The organism is Paenarthrobacter sp. MSM-2-10-13 (assembly GCF_011605365.1).
Classification (GTDB): Bacteria; Actinomycetota; Actinomycetes; order Actinomycetales; family Micrococcaceae; genus Arthrobacter.
Window position 1 is genome coordinate 1 of record NZ_JAAOXO010000021.1, and the last position, 1919, is coordinate 1919.

The 1919-nt window shown below is 59.6% G+C and carries 2 protein-coding genes; one reads left to right on the forward strand and one right to left on the reverse strand.

What is annotated here, in order from left to right:
* Positions 1-138: 138 nt before the first annotated feature.
* A complete protein-coding gene (locus HAV21_RS21965; protein ID WP_166843163.1) occupies positions 139-516 on the reverse strand; it encodes a nuclear transport factor 2 family protein in 378 nt (125 codons plus the stop codon).
* 92 nt (positions 517-608) lie between these two features.
* On the opposite strand from HAV21_RS21965, the gene HAV21_RS21970 reads away from it, so the two are divergent.
* A complete protein-coding gene (locus HAV21_RS21970; RefSeq protein ID WP_166843164.1) occupies positions 609-1565 on the forward strand; it encodes an RNA polymerase subunit sigma-70 in 957 nt (318 codons plus the stop codon).
* Positions 1566-1919: the final 354 nt, after the last annotated feature.

Genomic DNA, 1919 nt, shown 5'->3' on the forward strand with positions numbered 1-1919 from the left:
GAAGCTAAGACCCACAGCGCCGATGGTACTGCACCCGGGAGGGTGTGGGAGAGTAGGACACCGCCGGACAACCATTCACGGAGGAGCCCCGACCACAAGGTCGGGGCTCCCCGCATTTAACAACCAAACACACAGCCCTCACACCTCAACGACGTCGCCACGCGCCAACGCGAAGGGCAAGCGATCGAAGATGATGCGAATCTCAACAATCTGATCGTTCTGAATGCGGTAGAGCTCTGCGCCAGGAGCGCTCGGTACTGCCCGATTGGCTGTGTTGTACATCAGCAGTGCTTCTTCGTCCGTGCCGAAGGCAGCAAGAAGCGTGGATTGCGTGAGCGAAGCAGCGAAGGGCTCCATAAAGGCCCGGACCGCCGCTTTCCCTTCGATGAAGCCTGAAGGTGCATGGCAAATGACATCGTCGGCCAAGTGGGCGGCTGCCGCGTCCAGTCTGCCGGTAGTCCAGGCCTGGTGGTATTCCACTGCGATCTTTACGGCGGCAGCTTGAGAGTTGGACATGGTGCTGTTCCTTTCGTAGAGGGCTACTTCTGTTGAGACACCGGAAGTAGCCATATCGGAACGACTGTAGGGGTACATGCCAAGATTGAACCGTGACGTCAGCTGAGTTGGACGCAGCCCGATCCGGCGATAAGGAGGCCTTCGCCGCGCTGGTTGCGCCCTTGCGCCGGGAGCTCCATCTGCACTGTTACCGGATCATAGGCAATGTTGATGATGCTGACGATGTACTGCAGGAGGTTCTGCTCGCAGCGTGGCAGGGCTTGTCCGGATTCGCCGGCAGGTCATCGTTGCGGACCTGGCTCTACCGGATTGCGACTACCCGTTCGCTCAATGCACGAAGGGATCGTGCCCGCCGTCCTCGTCCCGCACCTCTGCCGCCGTTCGAACCGCCGGCCCCAAGCGATCGGTTCGACCACGCGCATTTGCAGCCCTACCCCGACTCTTTGGTCAACGAACTTGATCCTGCAGCCCAGGTTGTTGCCCGCGAAAGTATCGAGCTCGCCTTTGTGATTGCCCTTCAGCGAATGCCACCGCGCCAAGCTGCGGTGTTGATGCTCTGCGATGTGCTGGACTTCAGCGTTGGTGAAGCCGCGGAGATGCTCTCGATTGGTCCAACAGCAGCTAAGGGTCTGCTGCAGCGCGCCCGCTCTGCCCGGCCTACTCCATTGCCGCTCGCCAGGCGAGAAGACCATCGCGACCTCGCCCGCAAGTTTGCGGATGCCTTCTCTCGAGATGACGTCGATGCGGTCCTGGAGCTCCTTACCGATCGGTGCTGGCTGGCTATGCCCCCGGCCAGTGAATTCTACGTAGAGCGTGAGGCTGTCGGAGACTTTCTTCGTGCCAGTGCGGCTGGACGGCCAGGCGGTAGTTATGAGCTGGCCGACGTCACCGCAGGCGGGAGGCCGGCTTTCGTCTGTTACCTCGAGGGCCGGGCGCGGGGCCTGCTGGTCGTTGAGCCTTCTCAGGATGGACGCAAGATCGCATCGATCCTCCGATTCCTCGACGATGGTTTGCACCGACACTTTGGGATGCCCGATTCCCTCACGTGATGTGGCGCGACGGCAGGCTTGCTCGTGCGTCAGAGTGCAGGCGTTCGACGGCGGTTTGGTGGGGTTTTGGGGGTGTGTGGGGTTGGGTTGGGGGTGGATTTGCGTTGGGGGTGTGGGGCGTGTATTGTTTTCTGAGTCGCCGGGTGCGAAACGGAAAGCCGGAAGGTGTGTACGGTTCGGTAGGCGGCCTAAAATAACTCTTCTTTTCCAATGGCCCTGTTGGGTGCGCTGCTTTTGTGGTGTGCTGTGGGTGATGTTTTGGAGGGTCTGTTGTTTGAGAACTCAATAGTGTGCCAAGTTTGTTGATACCGATTGTTTTATTGATTGGTTGAAATTATGGCTGGATCATTGCGC

What these genes read in the sequence shown, in the direction of transcription:
- HAV21_RS21965 (WP_166843163.1), bottom strand. Translation starts at nt 516, where the DNA reads ATGTCCAACTCTCAAGCTGCCGCCGTAAAGATCGCAGTGGAATACCAC.